Here is a 23054-nt window from a genome sequence, read left to right as displayed (position 1 = left end):
TCCGAGTTCGTTCTGGGGCCTAACCGACACTATGGCCCAAGCGGCTGGCAGGCACCAGAGTACTCGCCGTCACCACCTGCCACGCCCTCGCTCCGGCACCATGTGGCCGAAATAGATCAGCCCGAAGGCCAGCCAGGCCACGGTGAGTATCAGGCGACAGAACGGCATTGCTCGCCAGCAATGCCAGTGAGATCAGCATCAGCGCAACGAACAGCTCGCCTACGGAAAGCGACATGACCGGCTCCTTCCTTGGGCTGTCCGGGTGCCACTCGGGGCAACTCGTCTCAGCGTAGACGAATCCCGCCCTTGTCCCGAGCAGCGCCGAAGCAACGATGGCCATGGCGGGCGCGAGAGGCGGATGCGCAGCATGGCCCGAACATGCCAGTATTGGAGCTGGCCGTTCTTGCCAAGGAAGCCATTCATGACCCGACTGTTCCAGAAGCACTATCACCCGGCCGGCACGGCGCCCGGCACGCTGCGCGACCTGTCGCTCGAACAAGTCGCCCTGCAGGGGCCGGCGACGTTCCTGCTGGCACGACGCGAAGGCGGCCGCTGGGGCGAGATGCACGAGATCGTGTCCGAGGCGATTCCCGAGGTGTCGGAGGAGGGGGTGCTGTGCTGGCTGGACGTGCAGGGCATGCCGACGTCCGAGGAGCTCGAGCTGCTCGGCGAGCGGGTGGGGCTGCATCCGTTGGCCCAGGAGGACATCCTCAACGGCGGCCAGCGGCCCAAGGTCGAGCGCTTCGAGGAATCGCTGGTGGTCACCCTCGGCATCCCCGAAGTGGACGACGAAGGTAACCTGCACCTCTACCAGTTGACCCTGTTCATGGCCGGTAACATCGTCGCCAGCGTCATGGCCGAGACGCTGGATCCGTTCGTCGAGGTGCGGCGCCGGCTCAAGGAGCGTGGTGGGCGCGCCCTGGGGGAGCCGGACGACCTGCTCTATGGTCTGCTCGATGCCGCCGTGGACCACGCCTTCCCGGTGCTGGATGGAGTGGGCGAGCGCATCGAGGAGCTCGAGATGGAGATCCTCAATCAACCCGACAGCTCGACGCTGGAGCGCCTGCACGGGCTGAAGCGCGAACTGATCATGCTGCGCCGCTACCTGTGGCCCACCCGCGAGGTGATCAACCAGTTGCTGCGCGACCATGACGACCTGTTCACGCCCGACACGCGCTTGTGGATGCGAGACGTCTACGACCACACCGTACAGGTGCTGGACCTGGTGGAAAGCTATCGCGACATGACGGCGAGCCTGCTCGACATCTATCTTTCGAGCATGAGCCATCGGCTCAACGAGAGCATGCGTAAGCTCACCATCGTCGCCACCGTGTTCATGCCCCTGACCTTCATTGCCGGCGTGTACGGCATGAATTTCGCCCACCCCACCAGCCCCTTCGCCATGCCCGAGCTAAGCTGGTACTGGGGCTATCCTATGGTATGGGGTTTGATGGTCGCCGTTGCCATCGGCATGGTGGTGTGGTTCAAGCGCAAGCACTGGTTCTAGCATGTCCGACACACTGGAACGTCCGGTCATCGAGGCGCGATGCTATCCCGATCGCGTGCTGAGCGACCGTCATGGCTACCACCAGCTGCTGCTGGGGCTCGATGGTGCGCTGGAGCTCGAGTCGGCAGGCCGGCTCACGCATGTGACCCGCGGCATGTTGGCCCCGGTGGCGAGCGGTGACGTGCACCACTACCTGGCACCGGGCGATAACCGCGTGCTGGTACTCGACCTGCCCGAGGCATGGTGCGAGGCGCTGGCCTTCGAGGGGCTACTGCAAGGCCAGGTTCGGCGTCTGCCCGAAGCGCTGGTGGCCTGCGGCGAAAGGCTGGATGGAACGGACCAGTCCCTGGGGCGCTGGCTTGAACTGGCATTAGCAGCCGGGGGCCGGCGCGCCGTACCGCCGCGGCTGAAGCTGCTCGAGCTGCTGCCCGCCGTACGCGCCGACCTGGCGCATCCATGGCGTGTTGCCGACATGGCAGTGCGCTGCCACCTGGCCGAGGCCGTCTTCGCCCGTCAGTTCCGCGCGTTGACCGGCCTGTCGCCCCACGAGTGGCTGGTACGGCAGAGGTTGGCTCACGCCTGCGAGTTGCTCCGGGTCGGTGGTGCCTCGCTCACCGAGGTGGCCCTGGCCTGCGGCTTTGCCGACAGCGCCCATTTCTCACACAGCTTTCGCCGGCGGCATGGTGTCTCGCCGAGTGAGTGGCGGCGGCTGATGGCCGCGGGCGGCGCCTCGGAAAGAGGTCAGGATTCGACAAGCCGCGTCCCTACGTAAAGCACATGCTGTGACCTCGACAATGCTGACGAGGTCTCATCATGTCCGCTCTGACCCGACGCCAGGCCACGGCCATCGGGGCCACCACCATTCTCAACTGGGCGCTGCTCGCCACCCTGACCCAGCTCTCGGGCCCGGTGCCACCGTTTCTGCTCACCGGCCTGGCATTCGGCATCGCCTTCCTCTGCTTTCTCGCCTGGGCCCTGGGGCGGGGCGAGTCGTTCATCGCGCCGCTGCGTCAGGCTCCTTCGGTCTGGGCGCTGGGCGTTGGTGGGCTGTTCGGCTATCACGCGCTCTACTTCGTCGCCCAGCAGAATGCACCGCCGGCCAACGCGGGACTGATCAGCTACTTGTGGCCGCTGTTGATCGTGCTGTTCGTCGGCCTGTTGCCGGGAGAGCGCCTGCTACCAAGGCATGTGGTCGGTGGGCTGCTGGGCTTCGCCGGGGCGGCACTGCTGATCGGTGGCGACCTGGGCGGCGGAGGCAGTGCGCTGGGGTACGGCGCCGCCTTCGCCTGCGCCCTGGTGTGGAGCGGCTACTCGGTGTTGTCGCGAGCCAAGAAGGCGGTGCCAACCAGCGCCGTGGGCGGCTTCTGCCTGGCCACGGCGCTACTGGCCTTCGCCTGCCATGGGCTGTTCGAAGCGACGCGCTGGCCCCAGGGCCTCCAGTGGCTGGGCGTGATCGGTCTGGGCCTGGGACCGGTGGGCAGCGCCTTCTTCACCTGGGACATCGGCGTCAAGCACGGTGACCTGCACCTGCTTGGGTTACTGGCCTACGCCACGCCGCTGCTCTCCACGGTGGTACTGATCGTGGCCGGCTATGCCGAGGCCACGCCGCTGCTGGCGCTGGCAGCCGGCGTGATCACCCTGGGCATGCTGTTCGGCAGCGGTGCGCTGGCGCCACGCAGGAAGCGGGAGACACCGGCACGTCCCGATGCCGCGTGAGACGGATGCCGTCACAGGTCAGGGTGCGGTCATGTATCGCCCGGCCGATCGGCGGAGCGTGAAACGGGGCGGAAGGTGTCGCTGAACACGGCGTTGAGGTCGAAGGTGGAGCACTGACCGAGGGAATCGAAGTTCCGCTCGAGCCATAGATCGGCCCAGCCACGGCCTTGACGGTACAGGCGCGAGACGAAGTCCCACCGGGCGTTGAGCTTGCTCGAGGCGCTGAGCTTTTCCACTTCCTTTTCGGCGTGGATCAAGTGCAGGCGCATGGAGCGGTAGCGTTCCACCTCGAGGCCTTCGGCATCGATCAATTGCTGTAGCAACTGAATGCTGCGCAGCTCCTTGATCAAGCTGGTATTGAAGGTGATTTCGTTGATGCGGTTGATGATGTCCCGCGCGCTGTCCGGTAGGTGCTGACGCACAAGAGGGTTGACCTGCACTACCACCAGATCCTGGCAATCCATGTCGTCCACCAATGGGAATAGCGCCGGGTTGCCGCTGTAGCCGCCGTCCCAGTAGGCCTCTCCGTCGATTTCCACCGCCGGGAACATGAACGGCAGGCAGGCTGAAGCCATCACCGTATCCACCGTGATCTCAGGTTGGCGAAACACCTTGGCGCGCCCAGTCCTGACGTTGGTGGCGGTGACGTAGATCTTGGCCTTGCGGCAGGCGTTGACCCGCTCGAAGTCGACCAGCTTGCACACCAGGTCCCGTAGCGGATTGATCTTCAGCGGATTGAGCTTGGCCGGGGCGATGAGCTGGGTCAGGCTCTCGAACATCAGGTAGCTGGGTGAGTGGTCGAGGCTGCCGGTGCCGGTCAGCCAGTCCCAGGGCGTCGGCTGGATGGGCGAGAAGCGCGCCGCATCGCTGACCCCGCGCCAGAAGTCGTGAAGTGCCTCGCGCGCTCCCTCGCGGCCGCCGCGGTGCAGGCCGTCGGCCAGTACCACGGCGTTCATCGCACCGGCGCTGGTGCCGCTCACGCCGTCGATTTCCAGGCGCTCATCCTCCAACAACCTGTCGAGTACGCCCCAGGTCAGCGCACCGTGGGAGCCGCCGCCCTGCAGGGCGAGGTCGATGTGCTTGCGTGTTTCCTTGGGCATGCCACCTCCTGTGTCATTCATGCTGCAACGCAGTGTAGACCTCTTGTGGGCGGACCTGATACAGGCGCCTTCGTTATCTGCGTTACAGAGTGCCCTGCCACTTACCCGTTCATGAGCCGCCCGTGGGTTCGTCAGCTTGCAGTTTGGCCAGGGTCGTCACCAGCCGCCGGCAGAGCGCGTCGAGCCGCTGCCGCTGGCTTTCGTCCTCCAGTTCGCCGGTCTCGCTGAAGGCTTGGGCCGCGCGGGGGACAGCCAGTGGGTTGGGCAGTACGGTCACCCCGAGATTGCTCAGAAGTTGGCGAATCAGCGCCAGGCTGCGCATGCCGCCCAGCGCGCCTGGTGAAGCGGAAACCACCGCCGCCACCTGATCGGCGAACAGGGCCAGGCCGCTGCGCTCGCCGTCCGAGCGCGACATCCAGTCCAGCGTGTTCTTCATCAGTGGCGTGATGAAACCGTTGTATTCCGGCGAGGCCAGCATCAGGCCCTGATGCTCGTCCAGCAACTCCTGGAGGCGGCGGGCATTGGCGGGCAGGCCCTCGCGGTTTTCCAGGTCGCCATCGTAGAGCGGCAGGGGATAGTCACGCAGGTCGATGAAGGTCGCCTGGCCGCCGGCATGCTCGACCCGTTCGGCGGCCAGGCGGGCAAGGCGCTTGTTGAAGGATTTCTCTCTGGCGCTGCCGGCGAAGACCAGGATGCGCGGAGGGTTGGAAGTCGTCATGGGCAAAGCGTTCCTCTTGCCGGTTGTCGTCGGTGCTTCTCGGGGTGGTCATTCCTGCCAGGGCAGGGGGGGCGGCTCCAGGCGCTTGCCGTCGAACTGGGGAATGCTGCCGAAGCGTTGGCTGCCGGCTTCCCAGTCGCGCTGGGCCTCGATGATCTCGGCCTTGCTGTGGCCGACGAAGTTCCACCAGATCAGGATTTCCTCGCCCAGCGGTTCGCCGCCGACCAGGATCGCGCGTCCGCCTGGCGGTAGCGCGAGAGCGACCTGGCTGCGCCCACGGCCCAGATAGGCCAGCTCGTTGGTAGCGAAGCGTTCGCCTTCGATGACGAGCTCGCCTTCCAGCGGCAGCAGGCCGTATTCGAAGTCCTCGCGCAGCGGCAGTTCCAGTGAGCCGCCAGAGGACGCCGCCAGGTCCAGGCCCACCAGTGGCGAGAAAGCCAACGTTGGTGCCCGCTGGCCGCCGAACTCGCCGGTCAGCAGGGTCAGCTCGAAGCCCCCTTCGTGCCACTGGGGTAACTGCGGGTAGTGATCGAAGCGTGGCTCGGTCTGACGGTGGGCTTCGGGCAGGGCGATCCATAGCTGGGCGGCATGCAGGTGTGACTCGCCGGGTACCGACTCTTCGGTATGGCTGATCCCGCGACCGGCCGTCATCAGGTTGACCTGGCCGGGGCGGATCACCTGCTCGTTGCCCAGACTGTCGCGATGCAGGACTTCTCCCTCGATCATCCAGGTGAAGGTCTGCAGGCCGATGTGCGGGTGGGGGCCGACGCGCAGGCCTCGCGAGTCGCCCTTGAATACCGCCGGGCCGGCATGATCGAGGAAGCACCAGGCGCCAATCAGGCGTCGCTGGCGCGACGGCAGCACACGGTTGACGGGAATGCCGCCGACGTCGGCCGTGCGCGGTGCGACATGCTGCACTTGGCGCTTGCCATCGACGATGGGGCAGTCCAGGGAGGAGGAGAGATCGGCTTCGTTGACGAGGTTGCTCATTGTCGTTTTTCCAGGCAGAACGAAGTGGGTGGGCGGTCAGGCTTGTTTCAGCATAGGTTCTCGCTTGCCGCACTGCCCGTCGGGGGTGGCCATGCCTCAACGGAACAGCCAGGGCGCCACCAGTTTCACCACCCGCGGCATGACGACGTAGACCACCAGGCCCACGATGGTGGCGGCGATCAGGCCGTGACGGATGCCCCAGGTGTTCAGCGCCGGCAGCAGGCCGAAGAGCGGCAGCCACAGCAGCGGCACGATCATGGTCAGCGGCCAGATCACCGCCGTGGTTACCAGCCACTGTTTCCAGCGCGTCGGCTGCCTGCTGGCGGGCGTAGGCGGGGTGAACCAGTAGTCGATGCCGCTGACGATCTCCACCCGCTCGGCCTGTTGCAGGTCGGCCTGGATGGTCCCCATCAGCTCGCGGCGCTCGGGGGACTCCCGCCAACGCCGGGCGTCGGCGTCGCTGGCGAAGCGCACGGCGATCTCGTAGTCATGATGATCTTCGGGAGGACGCAGGATATGCACTCCCTGATGGCCGGGAAAGCGGCCGGCCGCCTCGATGATCTGGCGCAGCCAGGTTTCGTAGCGATCCCTGGCCTCGGGCCTGACCCGATGGTGGATCTGGATGGTTGCCCCCTCGCAGTGAGCCGAGGGGGCGGGGTCGGAGACGGACATGGGGAGCCTCCATGGCGGTTGGGTGGCCAGCAGGGTAGAGCCCGGCAGAAGCCGGGCCCTGTTACCTCAACGCTTGTGCGCCAGGCTCTGCTGCTCGTAGCTCTGGATCAGGTTGGCGTAGGCGGGCAGGTGGCCGGCCAGCAGGCCGCCGAAGCCCTCGATGTCGTTGCGCCAGTCGCGGTGCAGTTCGCAACCCACCCCGAACCAGGTCATCAGCTGGGCACCGGCCTGCGACATGCGATCCCAGGCCGCCTCACGGGTGGTCTGGTTGAAGGTGCCGGAAGCATCGGTGACCACGAACACCTCGAAACCTTCCTCCAGCGCCGAGAGCACCGGGAAGGCAACGCACACCTCGGTGACCACCCCAGCGATCAGCAGCTGCTTCTTGCCGGTGGCCTTGACCGCTGCCACGAACTCCTCGTTGTCCCAGGCGTTGATCTGCCCGGGGCGGGCGAAGTAGGGGGCGTCGGGAAAGGCTGCCTTGAGTTCGGGCACCATCGGACCGTTAGGGCCGTCCTCGAAGCTGGTGGTGAGGATGGTGGGGATCTCGAAGAACTTGGCGATGTCGGCCAGGGCCAGCACGTTGTTCTTGAAGTCGTCGGGGCTGAAGTCCCGCACCAGCGAGAGCAGGCCGGACTGATGATCGACCATCAGCAGGGCGACATCGTCCTTGTTCAGGCGGTTGTAGGTATGGGGCATCTCGTTTCTCCTTGGCTTTCTCGAGTGAAGCGCCCGGCAGCGAGACCGGGCGCGGTTGGCTGCGGCAGGGCCGCTAGCCCTCCAGACGGCCGAACTTGCCGGCCTGGAATTCGGCAAAGGCCTGGTGAATCTCCGTCTCGCTGTTCATCACGAAGGGGCCGTAGCCCACCACCGGCTCGGCGATCGGCTCTCCGCCAAGCAGCAGCAGCTTGGCGTCGCTGTTGGCCTCTAGACGTATCTCGTCGCCCTGGCGCTGGAAGGCCACCACTGCTTCTTCACGGACGACAGCGTCGCCGTTGACCTGCACGGTCCCTTCGAGCACCACCAGTAGCGTGGTGTGACCCTCGGGAACTCTCAGGGTGGTCTCGGTGCCCGGTTCCAGCCGCAGATCCCAGACCTCGATCGGAGTGAAGGTATGAGCCGGGCCTCGGTGCCCGCGATACTCACCGGCAATCACCCGCAGCTCCCCGGCCCGCTGCGGAAGCGCGACCCGCGGGATATCGGCATCGAGCAGCGTCTGGTAGGCCGCCGGCGCCGACTTGTGCTTGGCCGGCAGGTTGACCCACAGCTGCACCATTTCCAGGGTGCCGCCCTGCTGCGTGAAGTTGCCGGAATGAAACTCCTCGTGGACGATGCCCGCCCCGGCGGTCATCCACTGGACGTCCCCTTCGCCGATACGCCCGCCGCTACCGGTGGAGTCGCGATGCTCCAGCTCGCCCTTGTAGACCAGGGTCACGGTCTCGAAGCCGCGGTGAGGGTGGGCACCGACGCCTCGTGGACGGCTTGCCGGGGCGAAGTCATGGGGGCCGGCATGGTCGAGCAGCAGGAAGGGGCTGAGGTGATCGGCACCCAGACGGTCATAAGAGAACAGGGAGCGGACGGGGAAGCCGTCGCCGACCCAGTGGCCGCGGGGGGCGCCATAGATGCCGTGGATCTTCTTCATGGTCTAGCTCCTGCTTGAACTGGGCTTTAGCCCGATACAGGAAGCTTATGCAGGGAACGAACATGGCAGTAGAGGGTATAATTCACACTCTGCGTTCTATAAACAGGACAATAAGGGCGAAGTGATATGCAGGATCTCAACGATCTCTACTACTTCGTGCAGGTAGTGGATCATGGCGGTTTCGCCCCGGCCGGACGCGCCCTGGGCATTCCCAAGTCGAAGCTGAGCCGGCGCATCGCCAAGCTGGAGGAGCGGTTGGGCACGCGGCTGATTCATCGCTCGACGCGCCATCTGTCGGTTACCGAGCTGGGCCAGGCCTACTACCGCCACTGCGTGGCAATGCTGGTAGAGGCGGAGGCCGCCGAGGAACTGATCCAGCGCAACCTGGCACTACCGCGGGGCACGGTGCGGCTGAGCTGCCCGCCGAGCCTGCTGCACTATCTGATCACCCCGCTGCTGGTGCGCTTCATGGCGCAGTGCCCCGACGTGGAGGTGCAGGTGGAGGCCACCAGCCGCCGGGTGGACGTGATCAGGGAAGGCTTCGACATGGCCATCCGCGTGCGTTTTCCGCCGCTCGAGGACAGCGACCTCTCGATGAAGGTGTTGTCGCGCAGCCCCCAGCGTCTGATGGCCGCGCCAACGCTATTCGCGGATCGACCAAGGCTGCGGGTACCGGGTGATCTGGTGGGATTGCCCAGCCTCGATTTCGACCAGATCGACAGGCAGCACCTTTGGGTACTCGATGGGCCGGATGGCGCGACAGCTCGGATTCGTCACCAGCCACGGCTGGTCACCGACAATGCCGAGACGCTGCATCAGGCTGCGCTTGCGGGCCTGGGTGTGGTCAAGCTGGCGCTGCTGGTGGCAGGACAAGACCTGCAGGCGGGGCGTCTCATCGACGTGCTGCCCGGCTGGGAGCCGCGAGGAGGGATCCTGCATGCCGTCTTTCCGTCGCGTCGCGGCGTACTTCCCGGGGTGCGGGCATTGCTCGACTTCCTGGCCGAGAATATCGCCGAGATCGACTTTACCAGCCAAACCGCCCTGGCCGTGGCGATGAATGAAGAAGGGGCATGATGCTACGCTCGCTCAGCACAGCCGCGTGCCAAGCAGCAGCAGCGAGGCGTCGGCAGTTTGCCAGCCCCACCACACCAGGGCGAGGGCGACACCGAGTGCCAGCAGGGCGGCAAGTTTCACCAATGGGTAATGCATCATGCCTGGGCCTCTCGGGGTACAGGGCGCTTGATCGGTGCCTCGCTGATGAACCAGTGCAGCAGCGCCGCCGCCACCGAAAGCAGGATGGCGAGTTTCCATACCACATCATAGTCGCCGTGAAGGTCGTAGAGCATGCCGCCCAGCCACACGCCGGTGAACGAGCCGACCTGATGGAACAGGAAGACGATGCCGCCGAGCATTGAGAGGTGGCGCACGCCGAACACCGCGGCCACGATACCGTTGGTCAGCGGCACCGTGGAGAGCCACAGCAGGCCGATGGCGATGCCGAACAGGTAGGCGCTGGCCGGGCTCAGCGGCAGGAACACGAAGGCCGCGATCACTGCGCCGCGAGCGAGATAGAGCCAGCTGAGCAGGCGCGGCTTGGAGTAGATGCCCCCCAGCCAGCCGGCGGCGTAGGTGCCGAAGATGTTGAACAGGCCCACCAGGGCCAGGGTAGTGCTGCCGACTTGCACTGCCAGCCCGTTGTCGAACAGGTAGCCGGGCAGGTGCACGCCGATGAACACCACCTGGAAGCCGCACACGAAGAAACCCAGGCACAGCAGCCAGAAGCCGCGATGGCCGGCGGCCTCGTCCAGCGCCCCGCGCAGCGAGAGATCGCTGGCCTGGCGGGCCGAGGGGCGGTCCTTCAGCATGGCGCCGAGCGGTACCATCATGGCCGCCAGGGCGCCCATCGCCAGCAGCGCGGCCGACCAGCCGAGCCAGCCGAGCAGGCCCAGGGTGCCCGGCAGCATGGCGAACTGGCCGAACGAGCCCGCCGCACTCACGATGCCCATGGCCATGCTGCGCTTTTCCGGTGCCACGGCGCGGCCCACGGCGCCGAGGATTACCGAGAAGGTGGTACCCGAGAGCCCCAACCCGATCAACAGCCCGGCCGAGAGCGACATGCCCAGCGCCGATTCGGAAAGCCCCATGAACAGTAGGCCCAAGGCGTAGAGCACGCCGCCGGCCGCGACCACCCGTGCGGCACCGAAGCGGTCGGCCAACGCCCCGGTGAAGGGCTGGGCGAACCCCCAGATGAGGTTCTGCAATGCCAGGGCGAAAGCGAACACTTCGCGTCCCCAGCCCAGCTCGCTGCTCATCGGCTCGAGGAACAGGCCAAAGCCATGGCGCAGCCCCATGGCCAGGGAGATGACCAGGCTGCCGAGCAATATCAGCAGCAGCGTGTGGCGGCGAAGGGCGTCCATGGCGATTATTCCCGTTTGCAGGCTAACGAGCATGCACTATCGCGCTTTATTCCTGGGCTGGCAATGTCGTCGATTGGCGACTTCTTTGTAGCCGCTGCGCCACATGTGTAAAGGCGCTGTGATTCGCTATCATGAACACTGTTCGACAACCTGGAGATACACCATGTCACGGCGCCTGTCGTTTGCGTTTCTCGTCGTCCTGTCCGCCATGCTGGTGGCAGGCTGCAGCTACCAGCCGGCACGTATCAAGTCCGAGCCGTTGATCGTCATCGACGATGGCCGTAGCGGCGGCCACCATGGCAGATTCTGTCCGCCAGGGCAGGCAAAGAAAGGACGCTGCTGAGTTAAGCGCTCCCTAAAGGCGCGCTAGACTGACTAGAGTCGTAGCCATAACGACTGCGAATGGGAACCGGAAGGGGCGTCTGGAGTTCTTGCTCTGCGAGGTACATGCCATGAAAACGTCCCTGCACTTGCTCACCCTGGCCATATTGCCCCTCATGCTGGCCCTGGTCGGCTGCAGCTATTCACCGGCCCGCATTACACCCGAACCCTTGGTGGTGGTCGACGGTTCGCATCGTCACTATCACGGCGACAAGCATCGCCACCGCCACCGCGATCGCTACGTGGAACGCCATTACTATTACGACGATCGCCGCTATTACGATGATCGTCGTTATCGGGACCGTCATCGCCATCGCGGCGGTTTCTGCCCGCCCGGCCTGAGCATGCAGGGTCGCTGCTGAGCGGTGACGATACGGTTTCACGATGCCGCTCGGCAGGGTAGTGTAGGAGCATCCCTGACCGAGCGGACCTCAAGAAACCGTCATGTCTCAACTCGACCTGCGTGCCTGCAACCTGGGGCAGGAACACGTTGCCCATGACCATACGCATCATCAACTGATCCTGGCGACCTGCGGCAGTACCGAACTCGAGGTCGAGGGCGTTGGCGATCGTGTCACTGGCATACGCGGTTGCCTGATCCCTTGTTCCCATCACCACGAATACGAGGGAGATGGGCGCAACCGCACGTTGGTACTCGACATTCCCTTGCCTGCACTGGGAGAAATGCGCGACGGTGAAGGCCTGCAGCGGCTGTTCGAACGTCCCCGCTTCTTCCCCGTGCCGACGCGTCTCAACCGACTTGCCGCTACGCTGATGGTCCAGCTCGAGCAGTTCCCGGCCCTGCACAGCGAGATCGCAGCACTGCTGCTACGCGCGCTCTACCTGCATCTTCACGAGCAATTGCCCGACTACTCGTCTCCCATTCCACCGGCCCAGCGCTCCGCCGAGCGAATCGATATCGAGCGCCTGAATGTCTGGATCGATCGGCATCTCGCCGATGACATTCGGATCGAACGGTTGGCGGCACTGTGCGCCCTCAGCGCCGGGCATTTCCATGCCCTGTTTCGCGAACTGACCGGAGTCACGCCGTTGGTTCACGTTCAGCAGCGCAGGCTGGCTCATGCCCGGGCGCTGGTTTGCCACGGAGACCTCAGCCTGGGGCACATTGCGGCGCTGATCGGTTATCGCGACCAGGGCAGCTTCAGTCGCGCCTATCGGCGCCAGTTCGATACGACTCCCTCCGCCGAGCGGCGTCGCGCCGAGGCAACTGCCGAGCCTGGGGCAAGCCCACCTGAGTTGCGGGCAAGCACCTCTTGCTCCCGCGTTCTAACCTGAGGGTAATGCAACTGCCTTGCCGCGGCCCGTGCGAACCTCGGGAGCGTGGCGTATGTGCGGTAATTCATCGTCGCTTCGCCAAGGACCCGAGATGAAGCTCTTCTACCATTCTGACCAGGAGTACCACGCGCCTGCCAGCTTTCTGGTGCGTGGCCAGCTCACTGCCTCCCCGGAGGGGCCGGTGCGAGCCGAGATGCTGTCCCAGGGGTTGGCCGCGGCGGGCTTTTCGTTGAGCGAGCCGGAGGAGGTCGACACCCCACGCCTGCGTAGCCGACTGGCCAAGATCCACACGCCGCGCTACCTGGACTTCCTCGAGACCATCCATGCCCGCTGGCGCGAGCTGCCCGGGGCATCCGAACTGGTGATGCCCAACATCCACCCGTGCGGCGGCGGCCACCATTATCCGCGCCATCCGGTGGGGCAGGCGGGCTGGCACCTGCACGACATGGCTTGCCCCATCGGCGCCAACAGCTTCCGCGGCATCCTGGCCAGTGCGGCCACGGCCCAGGCGGCGGCCGAGGCGCTGCTCGGCGGCCACGGCACCACCTACGCGATGTGCCGACCGCCGGGCCATCATGCCGGGCCGGACCGGGCCGGGGGCTTCTGCTTCCTCAACAACTCGGCACTGGCGGCCACGGTGCTGCGCGAGCAGTTCTCGCGGGTCGCCATCCTTGACGTCGACCTGCACCACGGTAACGGCACCCAGGACATCTTCTACTACCGGGGCGATGTCTGGACGGGGTCACTGCACGTTGACCCTTCCGACTTCTATCCCTTCTTCTGGGGCGGTGCCAACGAGGAGGGCATGGGCGAGGGGCTCGGCGCCAACGTCAACTTGCCGCTGCCGCTGGGCAGCGACGGTGCCGCCTTCCTCGAAGCGCTGGAAATGCTGATCGAACGCATGCAAGCTTTCCGCCCCGAGGCACTGGTGATCGCCTTGGGGCTGGATGCCCACCGCGACGATCCGCTGGCCGGCATGACGCTCGAGACCGAGGATTTCGCCATGGTTGGCCAGCGCCTGCGCCGGTTGGGCTTGCCCGCCGTGCTGGTGCAGGAGGGGGGCTATCCGACGGAGCATCTCGGCAACAACTTGGCCGCCTTCATGGATGGCTTCACCCATTCCTGAAGCGCGATGCCGAACACCATCACCAAGCAAACTCATCAAGCAAACCACACAGCACCATTATGGAGAGTCAGGCATGACGATTGAGTATCAGGACAGCAACGCCCGCATGAGCCAGGTGGCCATCCACAACGGTACGGTCTACCTGGCCGGCCAGGTACCGAGCGATGCCAGCGCCGACATGCGCGGCCAGACCGAACAGGTGCTGGCGCGCATCGACGAGCTGCTGGCTCAGGCCGGAACTTCCAAGCAGAACCTGATCTCGGCTCAGGTCTGGGTGACCGACATGGCCGAGTTCGGGCAGATGAACGAAGCCTGGGAGGCGTGGGTAGTACCCGGCCGCCCACCGGTACGCGCCGCGCTCGAAGCCAAGCTGGCCAAGCCCGAGTGGAAGGTCGAGATCATGGTGGTCGCGGCCCTGCCGGAGGCCTGAGATGCGCATCGTCACAGCCGAGGAAGTCGCCGGCGCGCTGCCTTGGCCGGCGCTGGTCGAACGCTTGGCACTGACGTTCCGTGAGGGCGTGGAGTCGCCGCCGCGCCATCACCACGCCATGCATCGACCGGATGGTGAGGCCACCATGCTGCTGATGCCGGCCTGGGAGCGGGCCGGCTACATCGGCGTGAAGATGGTCAATGTCTTCCCGCAGAATGCCGATCACGGCCTGCCTGCCATCTCCGGTGTCTACCTGCTCAGCGAGGGCGCCCACGGGCGCCCATTGGCCTGTCTCGACGGCAGTGAGCTGACCCGGCGACGTACCGCGGCCGCCTCCGCCCTGGCAGCCCGTGGGTTGGCCAGGGACGATGCACAGTCGCTGCTCGTGGTGGGTACCGGCAAGCTGGCGCCCATGGTGATCGAGGCTCATGCCGCGGTGCGGCCCATCAAGCGGGTTCGGGTCTGGGGACGCAACCCGGAGAAGGCACGACAGGTGGCCGCCGGGTATGCCGACCGCTTCGATTGTGCGGCGGCCGAGGACCTCGAGGCGGCAGTCCGCGAAGCCGATGTGATCAGCTGCGTGACGCTTTCCACCGAGCCGCTGATTCGCGGCGAGTGGCTTTCTCCGGGCGCTCATCTCGACCTGATTGGGGCGTTTCGCCCCAGCATGCGCGAAACCGACGCCGAGTGTCTGCGCCGTGGCGAGGTGTTCGTCGATACCTACGCCGGCGCCCGGGGCGAGGCGGGCGACATCCTGCAGGCCATCGAGGAAGGGGTATTCGCCTTCGATGACATCGCCGCCGAGCTGGCGGAGCTCCTCAGAGGAGAGAAGGCCGGTCGTTCGTCACCCGAGGCGATCACTGTATTCAAGTCGGTGGGGGCTTCGCTGGAGGATCTGGCGGCCGCCATCGAGGTATGGGAACAGCTGGAGAAGCGTTCATGAAGGAGAGTGGCAGGACCGGGTTCTTCTGGCATGAGCGCTGCTTCTGGCATGATCCCGGTGCCATTGGGGTGTTTTCGGCGCCGGGAGAGTTCCTCCAGCCCCAGCCCGCTTCGGAGAGCCCCGAAAGCAAGCGCCGACTCAAGAACCTGCTCGAGGTCTCGGGGTTGATCGACGAACTCGAGGTGCGCAAGGCGCCACCGGCCAGCCGCGAGGACCTGGCGCGCTTCCATACCGGGCGTTATCTCGACGAGCTGGAGGAGGGCGACATGGCCCGCGGCGGCGATGCCGGCGAGTGCGCGCCCTTCACGCCGGGCAGCCTGGCGGCAGCCAAGCAGTCGGCGGGCCTGGCGATTGCCGCGGTGGAAGCGGTGGCCACCGGCGAGTTGGCCAACGCCTATGCCTTGTGCCGCCCCCCGGGGCACCATGCCGAGGCCGATCGCGGCCGAGGGTTCTGCCTGCTCGGCAACATCCCGGTGGCCGTGATGCGGGCGCGGGCGCTGGGGCAGGCCAGGCGCGTGGCGATACTCGACTGGGACGTGCACCACGGCAACGGCCAGCAGGCGGCGTTCTACGACGATCCCGACGTGCTGACCGTATCGATACACCAAGCCGGCAACTACCCGCTCGATAGCGGCGACTTCGACGAGCTGGGCGAGGGAGCAGGGTACGGCGCCAACCTCAACCTGCCGCTGCCACCTGGCAGCGGTATCGGTGCCTACCGCTATGCCATGCAGGAGCTGGTGCTGCCCGCCATCGGCGGCTTCGCCCCCGACCTGATCGTCGTGGCCTGCGGCTATGACGCCTGCGCCAAGGACCCGCTGGGCAAGATGATGCTCAACAGTGCCGCCTTCGCCGACATGGCCCAGCAGCTCAAGGCCCTGGCCGAGCGTACCAGCAATGGCAAGCTGGTGATGATCCACGAAGGCGGCTACTCCGAAGGCTACGTGCCGCTGTGCGGCCATGCGGTGATCCAGGCGCTGTCGGGCAGCCGCACCGCGGTACCTGATCCGCAGAATGACGAGATTGCCGCCTGGGCCTACCAGTCGCTGCAGCCCCATCAGCGCGCCTTGATCGACAGCTGGTGTGACGCATGGCGGCGCCTTGCACCGTTGTGAATGCACCTTTGTGAACCGACGAGGACGATATGACTCCGCTCTACGATAGAGATGGCTGGATATGGCTGGATGGTGAGTGGCTGCCATGGCGCGAGGCCCAGACCCACTTGCTGACCCATACACTGCACTACGGTATGGGCTGCTTCGAGGGCGTACGGGCCTATGCGGGTGAGCGAGGCGCGCATCTGTTCCGCGTCGCCGAGCATACCCGGCGCCTGCTCGACAGTGCCCATGCCCTGGACATACCGGTTGCCTTCGACGAGGCGGAGCTGATCGAGGCCCAGCGCCAGTGCCTGGTGCGTAACGAGCTGAGCAACGCCTACCTCAAGCCGACCATCTTCTTCGGTGCGGAAGGGCTTGGCCTGCGTGCCAAGGGCCTCAGCGTGCACGTGATGATCGCCGCCTGGGATCTGGGCGACTACATCTCGACCGAGGCCGCTTCATTGGGCCTGCGAGCGCTGACCTCCTCCTGGGCACGGCACCACGTCAACATCAGCCTGTGCCGGGCCAAGACCAACGGCCATTACGTCAACTCCATGCTGGCACTCAATACCGCCGTCAAGGCGGGCTTCGACGAGACCATCATGCTCGATCCCGAGGGCTACGTGGCCGAGGCCTCTGCCGCCAACGTCTTCCTGCTGCGCGATGGCGTATTGCATACTCCAGAGGTCACCTCTTGCCTGCAGGGCATCACCCGCGACAGCGTGATTCAGCTGGCACGCAGCGTGCTCGATGTCGAGGTGCGAGAGCGGCGCATCACCCGGGATGAGTTGTATACCGCAGACGAAGCCTTCATCACCGGCACCGCTGCCGAGATTTTGCCGCTGCGCGAACTCGACGGGCGTCATATCGGCGCACGTGCCGGCGCGCCGAACCCGGGGCAGCCGATCGCCGAGGACTCCGTGACGGCTCAATTGCAACGCCTCTATCGCCGGCTTACGCGCGGGGAGCCGGGCGAGGATTTGACTGCCTTCCACGACTGGCTGACTCCGATCTAAGCCGTTCGTCTGAGCGGGCTTACTGCTTCGAGACGCGCATCGCCATATACGGGCTGCTAATATGGCCGCATCTCGAAGACAGTGGGGCGCAATGACTCAGGCGATCATAGATTTCTTGGTGAGTGGTTTGCTGGCCGTGGTCATGGCATGGGGGGCTGCCGCGCTGTGGTTTCGCCTGCCTGTGTCACGAACCCGACGACGCTTTGCCGTGACCGGCTGGGGCGTGGTGGCCCTGGTGCTGTTGTTGCTGGGCGTGCGCGGACAGTGGTTGGCGAACGTGGTCCAGCTGTTGCTGCTGACGGCGCTGTTCACCTGGTGGTTTCGGCTGCAGCCGACCCATGACCGGCCCTGGTCCGACGACGTGGCCTACCTGGCCACCGGCGAGGTGCAGGGCAACCGGCTGACGCTGCATCACGTGCGCGATTTCGACTGGCGGACCCGCGACGATGCCGCCGTGCACTGGGAACCGCGCAGCTACGATCTGGACCGGCTCGATTCGGTCGACATGATCGTCTCGAGCTGGGGGCGACCGGGAGTCGCCCACGTGATGGTATCGTTCGGCTTCGAGGGCGAGAGTTTCGTGGTCTTCTCGGTGGAGGTGCGGCGTCTCAAGGGCACGCGTTTCTCCGAGATCGGCGGCTTCTTCCGCCAATACGAGCTTGCCATCGTGGCCGCCGACGAGCGTGATGCGGTGGGTCTGCGTACCAAGGTGCGCGGTGAGCGGGTTTCGCTGTTCCGGCTGCGCATGTCGCGCAATGCCATGCGTTCGCTGCTGCTGGCCTATGTCGACGAGGCCAATGCACTGGCCGAGTCGCCGCGCTTCTACAACACCATCACTGCCAACTGCACTACCTTGATCTTCGCCATGGCGCGTGGCATCGGGGCGCGCCTGCCCTTCGACTATCGCCTGCTGGTGACCGACAGGCTGCCGGGCTATGCCTTCAAGGTCGGTGGGCTGTGGCCCGGGCATACCCTGCCTGAGCTGGAAGAGAGCGGGCGAATCGACGAGCAGGCGCGTCGGGTGCATCGCGCTGCCGATTTCTCGCAGCGCATCCGCCAGGGAGTGCCGGGCTGGGAAGCGCTGGCCAGGGCGTCGCAGGCGCCAGCAGAGTAGCGGGCAACAAAGAGCGCCACGGGCGTGAAGCCACGTGGCGCATGTCTCCCTGGGCATGATCCTTCATGCCGACATTCCTGCACCGGCTTCCTGCCCGGTCGCATCCGTGTCGCAGCACGACAGTATCCCTTGTCTTCTCCCCTGAGGGGCATGACCCTTTATCCCATCAACAGGTGACATTGCCGTGACGGCGTGGTGAAAAACGGTCGGATAAAGGCAATTCCAAGATTAGTCGCCCTTCGCTGACTCTTCCAGTGAGCGAAGCAGGCCGCGCAACAACGAGAGTTCCTTGCGGCTGGGTCGTGCCCGGGCGAACAGCGCCTGCAACTGGGCTTCGGTGCGGGCATGGGGCTGGGTCAGAAAGCCGCTGGCCTGCATCACGCGGCCAAGGTGGGCGTGGAAATGATCGAGCTGCTCGCGGGCCGGCTGGCGCTCCTCGACGGGGCGTGGCTGGCGATATAGGCTCTCGGGGCGCTGGCGCCACGCCTTGAACGTCTCGTAGGCCAATACCTGCACCGCCTGGGAGAGATTGAGAATGCCATAGTCCGGGTTGGCCGGAATGCTGACCTGATGGCTGCAGCAGCGGATCTCGTCGTTGGTCAGGCCGAAGCGCTCGCGGCCGAATACCAGCGCCACCGGGTCGTCTGCGGCATTGGTGACCAGCTCGCGGGCCATTGCCTCGGGCTCGTCGAAGTGGGGCAGGGGCAGGCTGCGCAGCCGGGCACTGGCGCCCACCACCTGCACGCAGTCGGACACCGCCTCTTCCAGCGATTCGACCACGCGGGCGCCGTCGATCACATCTTCGGCGCCTGCTGCCAGGCGCGAGGCCTCGCTATCGGGAAAGCAGCGGGGGTTGACCAGCACCAGGTCGGTCAGGCCCATGGTCTTCATGGCCCGCGCCGAGGCGCCGATATTGCCGGGGTGGTAGGTCTGGACGAGGACGATACGTATGTTCGATAGCATCTGGACGTTCTGTGCCGGAAAACGGTGGGTAGTGTACTTTGGGCTACGGGCTACGGGCTACGGGCTACGGGCTACGGGCTACGGGCTACGGGCTACGGGCGGCAGCAGGAAGCGTAAGCCGCAGGGTGCGGAAATCGCAAGGTAAGGTACCCTCCGGCCAAACAAAACCCCTGCCGGTTTCCCGGCAGGGGTTGAGTCAGGCGGGTGCCTGGAGTTGGCCAGGGGGCGTTTACATCATGCCGTTTAAGAGGGTTGTAACCCGATGTAATCCTTGACGTTCAGTAGGTTGCGCATACAATGCTTCCTACATTCCTTCCTACACGACATGCCGCCCATGCCTTCTGCCGACCGTAAGCACCTCAAGCTACGGCACAACACCTGGTACTTCCAGAAACGTGTGCCGAAGGCTCTCAAGGGCCTCTATCCAGATCATGACATGATCGAGGAGTCTTTGGGGACGGGGGATATCAGGGAGGCGCGGGAGAAGCGCGACATCTTGCTAGGCCAGCTGCGCCAGCGAGAGCGGCTGTTGAAGTCGCAGAACCAGCCACGGCAGCGATTCCTACAGTACGTGGAGGATCTCAGAAGAATTGCGGTGGAAGAGCCCTTCATCGGGCCTGATATGGAATGGCATGAAATCCTTGACCCCGAGACAGCCAAAAAAACGAATGACCCCGAATACATCGAAGCCTTCAGGACCGTCATGCAGGGCAAGACGCAGAGTGAGAGGTATGGAGTCACGCTGAATGAGGTGCTGGAGCACTTCATCAGGGCCAGCGAACGTGAGGGGCTGCATACTGAGGGTACCAGGACGAGGTTCAAGAAGACTGTCCAGGGCTTTCTCCAGTACCTCATGACCGATGATGTTCAAGTGAAGGACATTGAGCGGTCCAAGGTGTTTGATTACATCGACCATTGCCGAGAGACCCAGTCCGGCTCCACCGTCCAAGGGACTATCTCTCGACTGAAGAACCTATGGGATTATGCCTATTCGCGAGCCTGGGTGACCGGTCACAATCCCTTCGAGAAGCACAAGATCAACACCACGAAGGGGCGGCAGAAGAAACAGCCGTTCACGGGCAAGGAACTGAAGAAGCTGTTCGAGGTGCTGGAAGGGGAGCCGCGCTCGATGCAACTGCTGGCAAGGATGGGGCTGTACACTGGCGCCAGGATCAGCGAGCTGGTCTCCCTGCGGCGGGATCATCTGAAGGATGATGAAGGTGTGCTGCTGATGGGGATCGCTCAGCAGGAGTCGGGCAAGACCGATGCGGCGACTCGATGGACTCCCGTTCCGGCGAAGTGCAAGGCACTGGTCAAGGAGCTTGCCGAGGAAGCGGCGAAGGCCGAGTCCGAGTTCCTGTTCCATGATCTGGTCAGCATTCGACCGGACGGTCGATACGCCTACGCTGCCACCAAGCGGTTCGGCGAGGTCAAGCGGGAGCATGTCACCGACATGCACGAGAAGGGGTTTCATTCCTTCCGGGTGATGATGGCCACCGCCCTGCAGCAAGCCAACGTGTCCGAGCTGGAGGCCGCGTACCTGCTTGGTCACAGCCGGAAGGGGCTGACCATGAGCTATGGTTACTACAGCAAGGGATATGACCCAAAGCGCCTGTTTGAAGCCCAGAGTCGGGCAGGGAAAGTGATTGACAAGCTGTTCGGGGCCTGACGACAGCCAGCAAGGCATCTCTGTGGAGAAGCAGCCCCGCGTTCTGCACAGGGCCATAAACTACAGCGCGTAACCGACTAGATCGCAGCAAGATGGCCGACGTTCGATTAACCCTCCCTTATGGAGAAAGAGCGACAAAATATGCTCCTTCTCAGCAGAGTCTTTGCGCTTCAGGACAGCCCGCCCTCTCACCCACAATGGGTCACGGCAGCGGTTGGAATCTGACGATGCTGGCTGGGAGGTGATGGCACCCAGTCGAGGCAGGCGACCCACTGACACACAGCCCATGGGGGCAGTGTCGTTAATGGGGTGACGCTGCTGGATGGCGAAGCCTCTTTAAGATGTTCTTGAAGTGCTTCTTCATCTTCCTTTCCTTCCTTGTCCTTTCCTTTCCTAAGCCCTCTCTTGAAGACTCACTGACAGTCTGGCTATGAGTCAGTCTGTAATGTCAGACCTGATTCAGGAAAGGGACCGGAATAGGGATGTGTGTCGGCAATGAAAGCCCACCACCTACGGACCACCATCGACCCCAGCAAGGCCGACTCAAAGAGCCCCAGCAAGAGGGCTTCATCTCACCCCGTACCGCCCTGTAGGCAGGAACCGAACACATGACACGTACCGTACGCATCTATACTGATGGCGCTTGTAGCAACAACGGTCGAGCCAACCCTTCCGGGGGATGGGCTGCGATCCTGGTCAACGAAGACGGGCAGCGCCTGACACTCGCCCACAAGCTGGCCGGTGACACGATCACCAACAACAGAGCCGAGCTGACCGCCGTCATCGAGGGCTTGTCGGCCCTCAAGCGCCCCGCTCAAGTGGAGCTAACTACCGACAGCGAGTATGTGGCCAAGGGGGCCATGGAGTGGCTTGAAGGCTGGAAGCGCCGGGGCTGGCTCTCTGCGAGCAAGGAGCCGGTCAAGAACGCCGACCTTTGGCAACGCCTTGATGCCCTGCTCCAGATTCACGCCGTCACCTTCCATTGGGTCCGTGGCCATAGCGGCCACCCCGAGAACGAACTTGCTGACACGCTCGCCCGCCACGCCTGTGATGGGAAAGCGGTCAGGGAGTACGGGTAACGCTTGGGGGCGACTCGCCTCGCCCTCTTTCTTGTCCGTCTCTCCTCATTGCCTAGCTTCTCCAGACGCGCCCAGAGGCTCGCCGCGACACACACCAAGCACCCCTGGCTATCGCCGGTAGAACCGTCCCGGTCTGGTGCTTGGTTTTTTTCTTGTCGGTTCAGCGTGGTCAGGATATATCAGCGGAATCACAACAACATGGGACGAGCGGGGATGAAGTTGCACAAGGCGCGAGCTTACTGGGGAGTAGGCCTGAAGATCCTGCTATTTGCCGCTATCGGCTACGCAATGGGATTGTTCGCTGTGACCGGCCTGGAGATGCTGATATCAGCCCTCATGGGGCGTGGCGCGGAGCTTCTCTTGGCGGAGCGTGACGGCCGCTTGCTGGCGGCTCTGGTCTTCGTGCCTTACTGGTTGGCGGTCGGGGCAAAAGGAGTGAGGGAAGAGCTGGACGCCCTGCCACGCTGAGGCGGCATTCACGGGGTCACAGCAACGAGAGGGGCCGAAAAATTCACGGCAAATTTTCGAGCTCCTACCCCTAGCAGCGGCACCCGCTGGACTCCCCCATGCCCCGGCCCTCTACTGCTGGGGCTTAGTTTGACGCGACTCCACCCACCGCCCACTGCCCCCAGCGAGACACGTAGAGCCCCGCTCCCGGCTTATCCCTAGTGATCCCTATAGGCTCGCTGGCAGGGGGCTCCTAGACGCTTCTGGGCGGTTCTGGATCAGCTTAGCGGATCGACTCCGCCGCCTGTTCGATGCCATCTACTGGCTCAAGCTTCCCCGCCCTGTCGATGTAGAGCCCTGACCGGTTCTACGCCAGCGAGCCAAGCCCCGGCACCGACACGAAGACATCCCCCAGGAACAGCTCCACTACCACACCACCCACCGCAACACCTACGCCCCAGCGATCAACTGTGACTTTCATTCTGTGCGTCTCTCAAGTAGTACCGGCGAACGTACCGGTAAGAGGATGATAGGCTGGTCAGGACTCTATTATAAACCATTTAATACCAATGTCTTATATCGACATCTGCATATAAATGAGAAGTGATTAGCTGACTTCGGCAAGGCCTTTCAGCGTCAGTCAGGCGACCAGTGTCATGGGGAGTCGAGTGGATCAAAAGGTATGCCCTGTGAGCCAGGCGGGACGATGTCACCACGCTATGGATCAAAGC

General features: G+C 64.4%; 26 protein-coding genes. 16 read left to right on the top strand and 10 right to left on the bottom strand.

All coding sequences use genetic code 11. From position 1 onward, the window contains the following. Positions 1 to 19: 19 nt before the first annotated feature. Positions 20 to 235 carry a hypothetical protein gene (locus ACUY1T_RS02825; protein WP_446020195.1) on the bottom strand — a complete coding sequence of 72 codons (216 nt, stop codon included), beginning with the start codon at positions 233 to 235 and terminating at the stop codon, positions 20 to 22. A 186-nt stretch (positions 236 to 421) separates the two neighbouring features. Here ACUY1T_RS02825 and corA point away from each other — a divergent pair, with 186 nt between their 5' ends. Genes corA through yddG form a run of 3 tightly spaced genes read left to right on the top strand, consistent with a single transcriptional unit; the run spans position 422 to position 3223 of the window. Beyond that, on the top strand, positions 422 to 1507 hold the full coding sequence (gene corA / locus ACUY1T_RS02820; protein ID WP_434227232.1) for a magnesium/cobalt transporter CorA: 1086 nt from the start codon (positions 422 to 424) through the stop codon (positions 1505 to 1507). Between the two features lies 1 nt (position 1508). Beyond that, positions 1509 to 2279 (top strand): helix-turn-helix domain-containing protein, encoded by a 771-nt coding sequence (locus tag ACUY1T_RS02815; protein ID WP_446020194.1) that lies wholly within the window; start codon positions 1509 to 1511, stop codon positions 2277 to 2279. A gap of 41 nt (positions 2280 to 2320) precedes the next feature. Next, positions 2321 to 3223 (top strand): aromatic amino acid exporter YddG, encoded by a 903-nt coding sequence (gene yddG / locus ACUY1T_RS02810; RefSeq protein ID WP_446020193.1) that lies wholly within the window; start codon positions 2321 to 2323, stop codon positions 3221 to 3223. 29 nt (positions 3224 to 3252) lie between these two features. Here yddG and ACUY1T_RS02805 read toward each other — a convergent pair whose 3' ends face one another. From ACUY1T_RS02805 to ACUY1T_RS02780, 6 genes are all read right to left on the bottom strand, one after another. Continuing rightward, a complete protein-coding gene (locus ACUY1T_RS02805; RefSeq protein ID WP_446020192.1) occupies positions 3253 to 4323 on the bottom strand; it encodes a patatin-like phospholipase family protein in 1071 nt (356 codons plus the stop codon). 109 nt (positions 4324 to 4432) lie between these two features. Then, positions 4433 to 5041: an NADPH-dependent FMN reductase gene (locus ACUY1T_RS02800; RefSeq protein ID WP_446020191.1), complete on the bottom strand. Its 609-nt coding sequence runs from the start codon at positions 5039 to 5041 to the stop codon at positions 4433 to 4435. A gap of 48 nt (positions 5042 to 5089) precedes the next feature. Further along, on the bottom strand, positions 5090 to 6031 hold the full coding sequence (locus tag ACUY1T_RS02795) for a pirin family protein (RefSeq protein WP_446020190.1): 942 nt from the start codon (positions 6029 to 6031) through the stop codon (positions 5090 to 5092). 96 nt (positions 6032 to 6127) lie between these two features. Then, complete coding sequence (locus tag ACUY1T_RS02790; RefSeq protein ID WP_446020189.1) at positions 6128 to 6703, bottom strand: antibiotic biosynthesis monooxygenase; 576 nt, start codon at positions 6701 to 6703, stop codon at positions 6128 to 6130. Between the two features lie 66 nt (positions 6704 to 6769). Continuing rightward, on the bottom strand, positions 6770 to 7402 hold the full coding sequence (ycaC, locus tag ACUY1T_RS02785) for an isochorismate family cysteine hydrolase YcaC (RefSeq protein WP_446020188.1): 633 nt from the start codon (positions 7400 to 7402) through the stop codon (positions 6770 to 6772). A 73-nt stretch (positions 7403 to 7475) separates the two neighbouring features. Beyond that, entirely contained in the window at positions 7476 to 8345 is an 870-nt protein-coding gene (locus tag ACUY1T_RS02780; protein ID WP_446020187.1) for a pirin family protein, read from the bottom strand. A gap of 126 nt (positions 8346 to 8471) precedes the next feature. Between ACUY1T_RS02780 and ACUY1T_RS02775 the strand changes: the two genes are divergently transcribed. After that, positions 8472 to 9419, top strand: a complete 948-nt coding sequence (locus ACUY1T_RS02775) for a LysR substrate-binding domain-containing protein (protein ID WP_446020186.1) — start codon at positions 8472 to 8474, stop codon at positions 9417 to 9419. A 12-nt stretch (positions 9420 to 9431) separates the two neighbouring features. Here ACUY1T_RS02775 and ACUY1T_RS02770 read toward each other — a convergent pair whose 3' ends face one another. Continuing rightward, the gene (locus tag ACUY1T_RS02770; RefSeq protein WP_446020185.1) at positions 9432 to 9557 is read right to left on the bottom strand and encodes a hypothetical protein; all 126 of its coding nucleotides are present in this window, start codon (positions 9555 to 9557) and stop codon (positions 9432 to 9434) included. Then, positions 9554 to 10762 carry an MFS transporter gene (locus ACUY1T_RS02765; protein WP_446020184.1) on the bottom strand — a complete coding sequence of 403 codons (1209 nt, stop codon included), beginning with the start codon at positions 10760 to 10762 and terminating at the stop codon, positions 9554 to 9556. Before ACUY1T_RS02765 ends, ACUY1T_RS02770 begins: the two co-directional genes overlap by 4 nt. Positions 10763 to 10925: 163 nt before the next feature. On the opposite strand from ACUY1T_RS02765, the gene ACUY1T_RS02760 reads away from it, so the two are divergent. The 9 genes from ACUY1T_RS02760 (at position 10926) to ACUY1T_RS02720 (ending at position 18165) form a co-directional block, all read left to right on the top strand. Further along, complete coding sequence (locus ACUY1T_RS02760) at positions 10926 to 11105, top strand: hypothetical protein (protein WP_446020183.1); 180 nt, start codon at positions 10926 to 10928, stop codon at positions 11103 to 11105. A 109-nt stretch (positions 11106 to 11214) separates the two neighbouring features. Next, positions 11215 to 11505, top strand: coding sequence for a hypothetical protein (locus ACUY1T_RS02755; protein ID WP_446020182.1), 291 nt, complete (start codon positions 11215 to 11217; stop codon positions 11503 to 11505). Positions 11506 to 11587: 82 nt separating this feature from the next. After that, the gene (locus ACUY1T_RS02750) at positions 11588 to 12439 is read left to right on the top strand and encodes a helix-turn-helix domain-containing protein (RefSeq protein WP_446020181.1); all 852 of its coding nucleotides are present in this window, start codon (positions 11588 to 11590) and stop codon (positions 12437 to 12439) included. Between the two features lie 91 nt (positions 12440 to 12530). Continuing rightward, entirely contained in the window at positions 12531 to 13565 is a 1035-nt protein-coding gene (locus tag ACUY1T_RS02745; protein ID WP_446020180.1) for a histone deacetylase family protein, read from the top strand. Between the two features lie 73 nt (positions 13566 to 13638). After that, entirely contained in the window at positions 13639 to 13995 is a 357-nt protein-coding gene (locus tag ACUY1T_RS02740; protein ID WP_446020179.1) for a RidA family protein, read from the top strand. Between the two features lies 1 nt (position 13996). Next, positions 13997 to 14938: an ornithine cyclodeaminase family protein gene (locus ACUY1T_RS02735; RefSeq protein WP_446020178.1), complete on the top strand. Its 942-nt coding sequence runs from the start codon at positions 13997 to 13999 to the stop codon at positions 14936 to 14938. Then, positions 14935 to 16053: a class II histone deacetylase gene (locus ACUY1T_RS02730; RefSeq protein ID WP_446020177.1), complete on the top strand. Its 1119-nt coding sequence runs from the start codon at positions 14935 to 14937 to the stop codon at positions 16051 to 16053. The genes ACUY1T_RS02735 and ACUY1T_RS02730 overlap by 4 nt, the downstream gene beginning before the upstream one ends. 29 nt (positions 16054 to 16082) lie before the next feature. Then, complete coding sequence (locus tag ACUY1T_RS02725) at positions 16083 to 17051, top strand: branched-chain amino acid transaminase (RefSeq protein WP_446020176.1); 969 nt, start codon at positions 16083 to 16085, stop codon at positions 17049 to 17051. Positions 17052 to 17169: 118 nt separating this feature from the next. Then, on the top strand, positions 17170 to 18165 hold the full coding sequence (locus tag ACUY1T_RS02720) for an Lnb N-terminal periplasmic domain-containing protein (RefSeq protein ID WP_446020175.1): 996 nt from the start codon (positions 17170 to 17172) through the stop codon (positions 18163 to 18165). A gap of 228 nt (positions 18166 to 18393) precedes the next feature. On the opposite strand, the gene ACUY1T_RS02715 is transcribed toward ACUY1T_RS02720, so the two are convergent. After that, positions 18394 to 19128, bottom strand: a complete 735-nt coding sequence (locus ACUY1T_RS02715; protein ID WP_446020174.1) for an RNA methyltransferase — start codon at positions 19126 to 19128, stop codon at positions 18394 to 18396. 334 nt (positions 19129 to 19462) lie between these two features. On the opposite strand from ACUY1T_RS02715, the gene ACUY1T_RS02710 reads away from it, so the two are divergent. The 3 genes from ACUY1T_RS02710 (at position 19463) to ACUY1T_RS02700 (ending at position 22344) form a co-directional block, all read left to right on the top strand. Then, entirely contained in the window at positions 19463 to 20797 is a 1335-nt protein-coding gene (locus ACUY1T_RS02710; RefSeq protein ID WP_446020173.1) for a tyrosine-type recombinase/integrase, read from the top strand. A 608-nt stretch (positions 20798 to 21405) separates the two neighbouring features. Then, positions 21406 to 21876 (top strand): ribonuclease HI, encoded by a 471-nt coding sequence (rnhA, locus tag ACUY1T_RS02705; RefSeq protein WP_446020172.1) that lies wholly within the window; start codon positions 21406 to 21408, stop codon positions 21874 to 21876. A gap of 213 nt (positions 21877 to 22089) precedes the next feature. Next, the gene (locus ACUY1T_RS02700) at positions 22090 to 22344 is read left to right on the top strand and encodes a hypothetical protein (protein ID WP_446020171.1); all 255 of its coding nucleotides are present in this window, start codon (positions 22090 to 22092) and stop codon (positions 22342 to 22344) included. Positions 22345 to 23054: the final 710 nt, after the last annotated feature.

This window comes from Billgrantia sp. Q4P2 (assembly GCF_052806135.1).
The sequence above is the reverse complement of the archived record's forward strand: the minus strand, read 5'-3'. Positions and strand labels throughout refer to the sequence as shown.

Coding starts and splice junctions, on each gene's coding strand:
- ACUY1T_RS02825 (WP_446020195.1), bottom strand. CDS start 235: ATGTCGCTTTCCGTAGGCGAGCTGTTCGTTGCGCTGATGCTGATCTCA.
- corA (WP_434227232.1), top strand. CDS start 422: ATGACCCGACTGTTCCAGAAGCACTATCACCCGGCCGGCACGGCGCCC.
- ACUY1T_RS02815 (WP_446020194.1), top strand. CDS start 1,509: ATGTCCGACACACTGGAACGTCCGGTCATCGAGGCGCGATGCTATCCC.
- yddG (WP_446020193.1), top strand. CDS start 2,321: ATGTCCGCTCTGACCCGACGCCAGGCCACGGCCATCGGGGCCACCACC.
- ACUY1T_RS02805 (WP_446020192.1), bottom strand. CDS start 4,323: ATGCCCAAGGAAACACGCAAGCACATCGACCTCGCCCTGCAGGGCGGC.
- ACUY1T_RS02800 (WP_446020191.1), bottom strand. CDS start 5,041: ATGACGACTTCCAACCCTCCGCGCATCCTGGTCTTCGCCGGCAGCGCC.
- ACUY1T_RS02795 (WP_446020190.1), bottom strand. CDS start 6,031: ATGAGCAACCTCGTCAACGAAGCCGATCTCTCCTCCTCCCTGGACTGC.
- ACUY1T_RS02790 (WP_446020189.1), bottom strand. CDS start 6,703: ATGTCCGTCTCCGACCCCGCCCCCTCGGCTCACTGCGAGGGGGCAACC.
- ycaC (WP_446020188.1), bottom strand. CDS start 7,402: ATGCCCCATACCTACAACCGCCTGAACAAGGACGATGTCGCCCTGCTG.
- ACUY1T_RS02780 (WP_446020187.1), bottom strand. CDS start 8,345: ATGAAGAAGATCCACGGCATCTATGGCGCCCCCCGCGGCCACTGGGTC.
- ACUY1T_RS02775 (WP_446020186.1), top strand. CDS start 8,472: ATGCAGGATCTCAACGATCTCTACTACTTCGTGCAGGTAGTGGATCAT.
- ACUY1T_RS02770 (WP_446020185.1), bottom strand. CDS start 9,557: ATGATGCATTACCCATTGGTGAAACTTGCCGCCCTGCTGGCACTCGGT.
- ACUY1T_RS02765 (WP_446020184.1), bottom strand. CDS start 10,762: ATGGACGCCCTTCGCCGCCACACGCTGCTGCTGATATTGCTCGGCAGC.
- ACUY1T_RS02760 (WP_446020183.1), top strand. CDS start 10,926: ATGTCACGGCGCCTGTCGTTTGCGTTTCTCGTCGTCCTGTCCGCCATG.
- ACUY1T_RS02755 (WP_446020182.1), top strand. CDS start 11,215: ATGAAAACGTCCCTGCACTTGCTCACCCTGGCCATATTGCCCCTCATG.
- ACUY1T_RS02750 (WP_446020181.1), top strand. CDS start 11,588: ATGTCTCAACTCGACCTGCGTGCCTGCAACCTGGGGCAGGAACACGTT.
- ACUY1T_RS02745 (WP_446020180.1), top strand. CDS start 12,531: ATGAAGCTCTTCTACCATTCTGACCAGGAGTACCACGCGCCTGCCAGC.
- ACUY1T_RS02740 (WP_446020179.1), top strand. CDS start 13,639: ATGACGATTGAGTATCAGGACAGCAACGCCCGCATGAGCCAGGTGGCC.
- ACUY1T_RS02735 (WP_446020178.1), top strand. CDS start 13,997: ATGCGCATCGTCACAGCCGAGGAAGTCGCCGGCGCGCTGCCTTGGCCG.
- ACUY1T_RS02730 (WP_446020177.1), top strand. CDS start 14,935: ATGAAGGAGAGTGGCAGGACCGGGTTCTTCTGGCATGAGCGCTGCTTC.
- ACUY1T_RS02725 (WP_446020176.1), top strand. CDS start 16,083: ATGACTCCGCTCTACGATAGAGATGGCTGGATATGGCTGGATGGTGAG.
- ACUY1T_RS02715 (WP_446020174.1), bottom strand. CDS start 19,128: ATGCTATCGAACATACGTATCGTCCTCGTCCAGACCTACCACCCCGGC.
- ACUY1T_RS02710 (WP_446020173.1), top strand. CDS start 19,463: ATGCCTTCTGCCGACCGTAAGCACCTCAAGCTACGGCACAACACCTGG.
- rnhA (WP_446020172.1), top strand. CDS start 21,406: ATGACACGTACCGTACGCATCTATACTGATGGCGCTTGTAGCAACAAC.
- ACUY1T_RS02700 (WP_446020171.1), top strand. CDS start 22,090: ATGAAGTTGCACAAGGCGCGAGCTTACTGGGGAGTAGGCCTGAAGATC.